This is a genomic window from Gluconobacter thailandicus F149-1 = NBRC 100600 (assembly GCF_000964465.1).
Taxonomy (GTDB): Bacteria; Pseudomonadota; Alphaproteobacteria; order Acetobacterales; family Acetobacteraceae; genus Gluconobacter; species Gluconobacter thailandicus.
In genome coordinates, this window is sequence record NZ_BANH01000069.1 from 41,201 (window position 1) to 48,930 (window position 7,730).

7 protein-coding genes are annotated in these 7,730 nt (G+C 56.2%); all 7 read left to right on the forward strand.

Going from position 1 to position 7,730, the window contains the following annotated elements:
• Positions 1-84: 84 nt before the first annotated feature.
• A complete protein-coding gene (locus B7444_RS14295) occupies positions 85-3,054 on the forward strand; it encodes an FAD-binding and (Fe-S)-binding domain-containing protein (RefSeq protein ID WP_007282026.1) in 2,970 nt (989 codons plus the stop codon).
• 59 nt (positions 3,055-3,113) lie between these two features.
• On the forward strand, positions 3,114-4,640 hold the full coding sequence (locus B7444_RS14300) for a hypothetical protein (RefSeq protein WP_231502741.1): 1,527 nt from the start codon (positions 3,114-3,116) through the stop codon (positions 4,638-4,640).
• Positions 4,641-4,693: 53 nt separating this feature from the next.
• Positions 4,694-5,662 carry a glycine oxidase ThiO gene (gene thiO, locus B7444_RS14305; protein WP_015073953.1) on the forward strand — a complete coding sequence of 323 codons (969 nt, stop codon included), beginning with the start codon at positions 4,694-4,696 and terminating at the stop codon, positions 5,660-5,662.
• 40 nt (positions 5,663-5,702) lie between these two features.
• On the forward strand, positions 5,703-5,900 hold the full coding sequence (thiS, locus tag B7444_RS14310; protein WP_007282029.1) for a sulfur carrier protein ThiS: 198 nt from the start codon (positions 5,703-5,705) through the stop codon (positions 5,898-5,900).
• 3 nt (positions 5,901-5,903) lie between these two features.
• Positions 5,904-6,689, forward strand: a complete 786-nt coding sequence (locus tag B7444_RS14315; RefSeq protein WP_007282030.1) for a thiazole synthase — start codon at positions 5,904-5,906, stop codon at positions 6,687-6,689.
• Complete coding sequence (locus B7444_RS14320) at positions 6,689-7,294, forward strand: thiamine phosphate synthase (RefSeq protein WP_007282031.1); 606 nt, start codon at positions 6,689-6,691, stop codon at positions 7,292-7,294. Before B7444_RS14315 ends, B7444_RS14320 begins: the two co-directional genes overlap by 1 nt.
• A 73-nt stretch (positions 7,295-7,367) precedes the next feature.
• Positions 7,368-7,730, forward strand: a 363-nt coding sequence (locus tag B7444_RS14325; RefSeq protein ID WP_048855202.1) for a cation:proton antiporter domain-containing protein, incomplete at its 3' end; no start/stop codon positions are given.

A 7,730-nucleotide genomic window follows, 5' to 3' on the forward strand; every position in this document is an offset into this window, starting at 1 on the left:
TTCTTCCGGTAGGCAGGGCTTTCCAAGACGGTTCATTTCGCAGAGGATAGCCCTTCAACACTCTGCGAGGACGGGGAGAAAACCATGGGTGGCGATGCAGCTTTATCAGGCGAGAGCGGGCAATCTGGTCTCACTCTGGCCGCGTCTGAAATTGCCGCCCGCGATACTTTCCTGGCTCGACTGACAGCCGAAGGTTTTGAAGGGGATGTTACCCCGCAGGTCTCGGCACGGCTTGTTGCTGCAACTGACAACAGCATCTATCAGCGACTGCCCGCGCTCGTCATTTATCCCCGGACTATTGAAGACCTGAACCGTGCTGTCCGCGCTGCTGCCGGGGGACGCCTGACGCTCGCGGTACGAGGCGGTGGAACCGGCACGAACGGCCAGTCCCTGACGTCGGGCATCATCGTAGATCTGGCCCGATATCTTGACCGTATTCTGGATTTCGATGCCGAAGCAGGGCTGGTTACGGTCGAACCCGGCGTTGTGCTTGCGAGACTGAATGCCTTCCTGAAACCACATGGCTATTTTTTCCCGCCAACAGTTTCAACGGCAACCCGAGCCACGATCGGAGGCATGGTTGCCACCGATGCATCAGGCAAGGGATCCCGTATTTATGGCCGGACGTCCGACTACATCGAAACTATGGACGTGGTGCTGTCTGATGGGTCTGACCTGCATGTTGGGAAACTCTCACCAGAGGAACTCAAGCAGGTCGAGGCACGAGAGGACCTTCCGGCACGGATCTACCGCGAAGTTCATCGGGTTGTCACAGAACAGGCCGACGAGATCCGTCAGGTTTTTCCGGATATGAACCGTGGCCTCACGGGCTACAATCTACAGAATATCCTGCTTGAAAACGGGCAATTCAGCCTTGCTCGACTGCTCGCGGGTTCTGAAGGGACGCTGGCTCTGACAAAGCGCATGGTTCTGCGCGTGCGACGCCTGCCAAAGTTCAGGCAGCTTCTGGTCGTCCGTTATGCCAGCTTCGATCATACCTTGCGCGACGTTCAGACCATTCTTCCTTCCAATCCCTCGGCTATAGAAGTGCTGGATGACCGGGTACTGGAAAAGGCATCCCAAGATATCGTCTGGCAATCCCTTGAGAGCGTTCTGGGTGCCCGGTCCGAAATACCGGTTCAAGGCATGAGCTTTGTGGAATTCGTTGGAGATGATGCCGATCATCTGCATCAACAGATGCAGGAGGCGGTGACTCTTCTTGAGAACTCTCCTTACGAAGTTATTGATTATAAACCTGTTTCTGATCAGGAAATCATCAACCAGCTCTGGACTTTGAGGGAGAAGTCCGTCGGATTGTTAGGACGACCTGACGGCCGGAAACAGGGCGTGGCTTTTGTTGAGGACACTGCGGTTCCTCCGGAGTCCCTGGCCGATTATGTCGCCGAATTTCGTGCCATTCTGGATAAGTATGATCTGTCCTATGGGATGTTCGGGCATGCTGATGTTGGATGTCTGCATGTCCGACCGTTTCTGGATATGCTGTCCGACAAAGATCGCGCGCTGATCCGGCCGATTTCCGACGCCGTTGCAAATCTCACCAAGAAGCATGGCGGCCTTCTATGGGGAGAGCACGGGCGCGGCTATCGGGGCGAATTCTCCCCGCTGTTCTTCGGTGAAACGCTTTTCAGGGAATTGTGCAGGATCAAGGAAGTCTTTGATCCGGAAGATATTTTCAATCGCGGGAAGCTCGCTCCGGTTGGTGACATGTATCCCGTGGACCGGATCGACGGAATTCCGTTCAAAGGTCAGTTCGACGAAAAGATTTCTGCTGATCTCCGGGAAAAATTCGGCCTTTCAGTCAGTTGTAACGGCAACGGCGCGTGCTACAACCGAGAGCCGGACATGGCAATGTGTCCATCCTACAAGGCGACGAAAGATAGACTCCAGTCACCAAAGGGACGCGCTACACTTCTGCGCAGTTGGGCACGCCTGAACTCACTGCCGGACGACGCTCCTGACAGAAATGCTCTTCCTGAACTGACGGCCGAACTCAAAGCGTCACTCGATACCTGCCTGTCGTGCAAAGCCTGTGCGACCCAGTGCCCGATCCGCGTGGATATTCCCTCCATGCGATCGAAGTTTCTGGATCTGTATTTTCAGACCCGCAAGCGCCCGGTGAGAGATTATCTGGTGTACTGGCTGGAGCCACTGCTTGGAATTGGGCGACGGATGCCAAGACTGGCCAACGCTCTGATGCACAATCCACTATCGGCTGGAGTTCTGAAAAGAGTTGGTCTGGTTGATCTCCCGACACTGAAACCAGCCTCTCTTCCACGAACAGCGCTTCTGACACAGGAATGGCTTCGGCAGGCGACGGAGAATGATCGTTCTGTTGTCCTGATCCAAGATTCCTTCACGGGTACTTTTGATGGTGGCGTTATCGAAAGTGCGTATACCCTCCTGTCTTCACTCGGGATGGATGTGCGTGTCACGCCCGTGTGGGATAACGGCAAGGCGCGGCATGTTCGTGGTTTTCGCAAGGGGTTCGCGTCCGCCGCACGCGAAACACTTCGGCAACTTCGCAATATCAGTCGTCACAATGTCCCTGTCATCTCCCTGGATGCTGCAACCGGCCTGATGTTCGAGCAGGAATATAAGGATATTGCAGGCACTGAACCTGTCCCAGATGTTTTTTCCCTGGAAGGTTTCCTGAAACGCCAGATTGAAAAGGGCCTGCTTGCGAAAAAGGTTCCAACCGCTGAAACGACAGCGCTGACAGTCATATCTCACTGCACGGAGCAGGCTGTACGTCCTGGAAGTGCTCAGGACTGGGCCACCATTTTGCAACACCTGGGCATACACGCACAGGCTGGCAAAGCGGGATGTTGCGGGATGGCTGGATTATTTGGGCACGAAAGCGAGCACGCTGAACTCTCAGCAGCCATTTTCGAACAGAACTGGAGTAAAAAGGGCAACGTTCTGGCAACAGGGTTTTCCTGTCGCTGTCAAGCGAAGCGACTGGCCGGGCAGCGTCCATCGCACCCCGTAGAAATTCTTTCTGCCAGCATTCAGCAGTACACTTCGGAAGTTTAATTAACATAATGAATTTAAAGGATTTTTCTCATTATAAGAGATTTTCGAAAACCGTTGTTTTGCCGATTTTGTTACTCGCTCTCTACCTCGTCCTCGCTACCCATGTTTCGTCCCTTTGGCCCAAAACGTCCGATCAGGCGTCCTATTTCCTTGCAGGGCTGGATGTCCTGCATGGTAACTGGCGTCTTAAGGGCTGGGTTCTGACACCACCTGACTTCTGGACGTCTGACATTGCGTTAAGTGCTGCTCTTGCTGGCCTGTGGCATCTGCTTGGTCATCCCGCAGGAAACCCGTTTCTGCTGATAATGCAGCCAGCCATTCTCTGGACTGGCGTCGTTGCATCCGCATTCGCCGTAGTTTTTCTCCGCCTCCCAGACCCCAAGGCCCGACTGGGGGCTGCTGCACTCTTATTGCCGGTGCTGGCATTCCCGTTGATGCGCTCCCCCATTGCGTATTTCATTACGCTTTCAGCCATCCACATGGGGGTGCTGATATATGGGATATGGGCTTTTCACTGGGCTGATCGGTTCCTCTCGTCCGGCTCTTATCGTTCGCTGACCATTATGGCGCTCCTTCTCTGTCTGGGCGTTATTGGCGATCCGCTCCTGGCCATCACGGGCGCTGGCTCGCTTCTGCTATATGCCTTGTTGGCAAAAGAGCTTTCCAAGGGACGGCGCGCCCTATTGGCGGCAGGCACACTTTTTGCCGTCACTCTGGCCAAGATCGCACTGCATCTGAACGTCATAACTGGCGGTTTCGAAACCGAAGGGCTGGAGACGCGATTTGCAACCTGGGAGCAACTCAGCAGCAATCTGCTGACAACATTCCGCTCCATCCTTCTGGTGTATGGTGCTGAACCTTCAGGCCAGATCGTCGGGGCAGTCATCCCGGAATGCCTTCGCCTCGCTCTTGTGGTGCTGGCACTTGCAGCAGCCTATCGGGTTGCCCGCACGGCCTGGGCGAGTGGCGGCCAGGACAATCCTTTCTGCTCCCTGCTCATAGTCTCCGCGTTACTGGACTTTACGGCCCTCGCGATCAGCAACCGTATCGCGCTTGATGGTAGCCCTCTCGCCGTAGGCCGCTATCTTTTTCCACTCTGGCTCGATCTGGCCTGCATTGCCGCCCTTGTCTGGCCAAAATCCCGTATGGCGGCAGGTATCTCAACAGCCGTACTGGCCGTGACCCTGATCACGGATTACCGGGACATTCCTCCATATTCGACCGGGATCCTCAGTTCGGAAGATAACCAGCTTCTCAGCCGCCTGGAGAAGGACTTTCCACCCGATGGAATTGGCTCCTGGTGGAGTTCAGGGAATCTGGAAGTGGCGTCCTTAGGGAAAATTCATGTGTATCCGGCCATGATACAGGGGAACGGAACGATTGCCCCATTTGTGCATATTCGCAAACGGCTGAACTGGCACAGCTTTGATGGTAAAGCTTTTTTTGTCGTCATTCCTCATCCTGATGAGACCTTTAATGAAGGTGGTGTCATCAGAACTTTCGGCATTCCAGCAGCCCGTATGACAGAAGGCCGGTACACCATCCTTCTGTACAATGCCGATCATCTTCCTGCGCGAGCCTCCTGACCAAATCCAGAGAGGTGTGTTACACTCGCTCCGGATTTTCTGAGAGGGCATGCATGACGGGACCTCACATTCTGGTTCGTGGAGCCGGGGTGGCCGGAATGGTCACCGCTGTCGCCCTCGCTGAGCACGGCGCCCAAGTCACGGTTCATGATACCGGCGGACGGGTTGGGGCCGGAGCCTCATGGTTCGCTGGCGGGATGCTTGCACCATGGTGCGAGGCAGAATCTGCTCCCGATGAAGTCACACAGGACAGTCTGACATCGCTTGACTGGTGGAAAACCCATGTTCCGGATGTGATGCAGGCAGGAAGCCTGGTGGTTGCTCCCCCGCGTGACACACCGGAGCTTGCGCGGTTTGGACGTCGAACCAGCCATTTTGAAACCATCGGCGTTGAGCGCATCAGAACTCTCGAGCCCGATCTGGAAGACCGCTTCGACAAGGCGCTGTTTTTTGCAGAAGAGGGCCATGTTGATCCACGCAAAGCCCTTCAGGCCCTTGCGGACAGACTGGTTCAAAACGGCGGAACCCTTCTGTCACAGCACCCTGCAGATGAGGCACTCTTTGACTGGATTGTAGATTGCACAGGCGTGGCAGCGCGTAACTTTCAGAGCGACCTGCGGGGAATGCGAGGCGAGATGGTGCTTCTGCGCTGCCCCGAAATCACACTTCATCGCCCGATCCGAATGCTGCATCCGCGTATTCCAGTCTATATCGTGCCACGGGATAACTCTGTTTTCATGGTCGGAGCGACTATGGTGGAAAGTGATGACACCCGCGCCATTACCGTGCGCGCCATCACAGACCTTCTCAACGCCGCCTATACGCTTCATCCAGCCTTTGCCGAGGCTGAACTTCTGGAAGCCAATGCAGGGCTGCGACCCGCCTATCCGGACAATGTTCCCCGCGTCCGACGAGAGGGGAACAGGATTTCCCTGAATGGCATGTATCGCCATGGGTTCCTGTTATCGCCAGCGCGCGCAAGGGAAGTCTGTGACATCATTTTCGGAACAGATCGGGCCTGAACCCTTTCTTCCTCATACAGCCCTGGATGGGAGAGACATCATGCAGATCACCGTCAATGACGAACTCAAAGAGGTTCATGCCCGCACCCTCGGAGCCATTCTTGATGAACTGGGCTATGGAAAGACTCGCGTCGCCACCGCACTGAACGGCTTCTTTGTGCCTGCAACGCAGCGCAGCCTCAAAACGGTGGACGAGGGGGCTGTCCTCGAAATCCTTGCCCCGATGCAGGGAGGCTGAAACATGAAATTCTACGGTACCGAACTGTCCTCACGCCTCATGCTGGGCACGGCGCAATATGACAGCCCGGCCATTCTTGCTGATGCGGTCAAGGCCGCACAGGCTGGCGTCGTGACGGTCTCCCTTCGACGTGAATCCGCCGGCGCACAGGCCGGGCAGGCCTTCTGGTCGCTGATCCAGAGCCTGGACGTTCCCGTCCTGCCGAATACGGCCGGCTGCCACGGCGTTCGTGAAGCTGTCACGACAGCTCAGATGGCCCGCGATGTCTTTGATACAAACTGGATCAAGCTCGAAGTCATCGGGCAGGGGGATTTGCTCCAGCCAGACGTTTTCGGGCTTGTGGAAGCAACCCGTATTCTGACGGAAGACGGGTTCCAGGTGTTCCCATACACGACAGAAGATCTTGTCGTCGCGGAACGGCTGCTACGGGCGGGTGCGGAAGTCCTCATGCCATGGGGGGCGCCAATTGGCTCGGGCAGGGGCCTGAACAATCTTTTCGGCCTGCGCGCGCTCCGTGGGCATTTCCCGGATGTTCCGATGGTTGTGGATGCTGGCATCGGCAAGCCGTCACATGCAACGGCGGCGTTCGAGCTTGGATTTGATGCTGTGCTGATCAACACAGCCGTTGCCAAGGCTGGAGATCCCGCACAGATGGCAAAAGCCTTCCGTCTGGCCTGTGAGGCCGGACTGGCAGGATACGCCGCAGACCCTATGGAAGAACGCGATATGGCGGTGCCATCGACCCCGACACTGGGTCTGGCCCGCGGCCTTGGTGGAGAAACGCTCTGATGTCCCGTCTGCCCTCGAAAATTTATCCGGTTGTTGATCATCCCCGCTGGGTTGAGCGCCTTGGCGGCGCAGGCGCACGCTTCATTCAGCTTCGCCTCAAGGATCTTCCGCCCGAAGAACTGCGTGCCCAGATCGAAACCGCACAGGAACTGGCTGTACGCCATAATGTCGCCCTTGTGCTGAACGATTACTGGGAGCTGGCAATCGAACTCGGCTATGAATGGCTGCATCTGGGACAGGAAGATCTTGATACAGCTGATCTAAATGCCATCCGGCAGACAGGTATTCGCCTCGGCATTTCCACCCATAGCCATGAAGAGCTGCAACGCGCTCTGGCCTGCAAGCCAGACTATGTTGCGCTTGGCCCGATCTGGGAAACAAAACTGAAGAAAATGGCGTTCGGTCCTCAGGGGGTTGAGCGTCTGACGGAGTGGCGGGAGCTGTGCGGGGACGTGCCCCTGGTGGCGATCGGGGGCATTACGCTGGAGCGTTTGCCGTCCTGTTTGAAAGCAGGGGCAGACAGTGTGGCGGCCGTCAGCGATTTCATTCGGGCAGAAGATCCGGAAAGTCAGGTGAAACAGTGGCTTGCCGCTGCTGACACATAATTTGAAGACAGCGCTATCTTGTAGCGGAAACGCTCTCTAGGATGGCTTTCGAACTAAAGGAGTACGGAATACAATGATGGTGACAGGGCTTGCAGCCGTTCTTCTCGCGATTGCGTTCCTGCTCACGCTCGTCAGCATCATTCAGCCTCTGGCCAAACGGCTTGAGATTTCCGAAACGGTTCTGCTTGCCCTTGTTGGCATCGTTCTTGGCGGCGCTGCATCTCTTGTCGTGCGCTCGTCTGCCACGGACCTGCTGGATGGCGCGGCAGAAGCCCTGATCTACTTTCCGATCAACAGTGAAGCCTTCCTGCTGATCTTCCTGCCCATTCTGGTCTTCCAGGGCGCCATGGCCATTGATGTGAGACGTCTGGCCCATGAAACGGCAACGGTCCTTCTCCTGGCCGTTGTGGCGGTCGTGGTTTCAACCGCCACAATC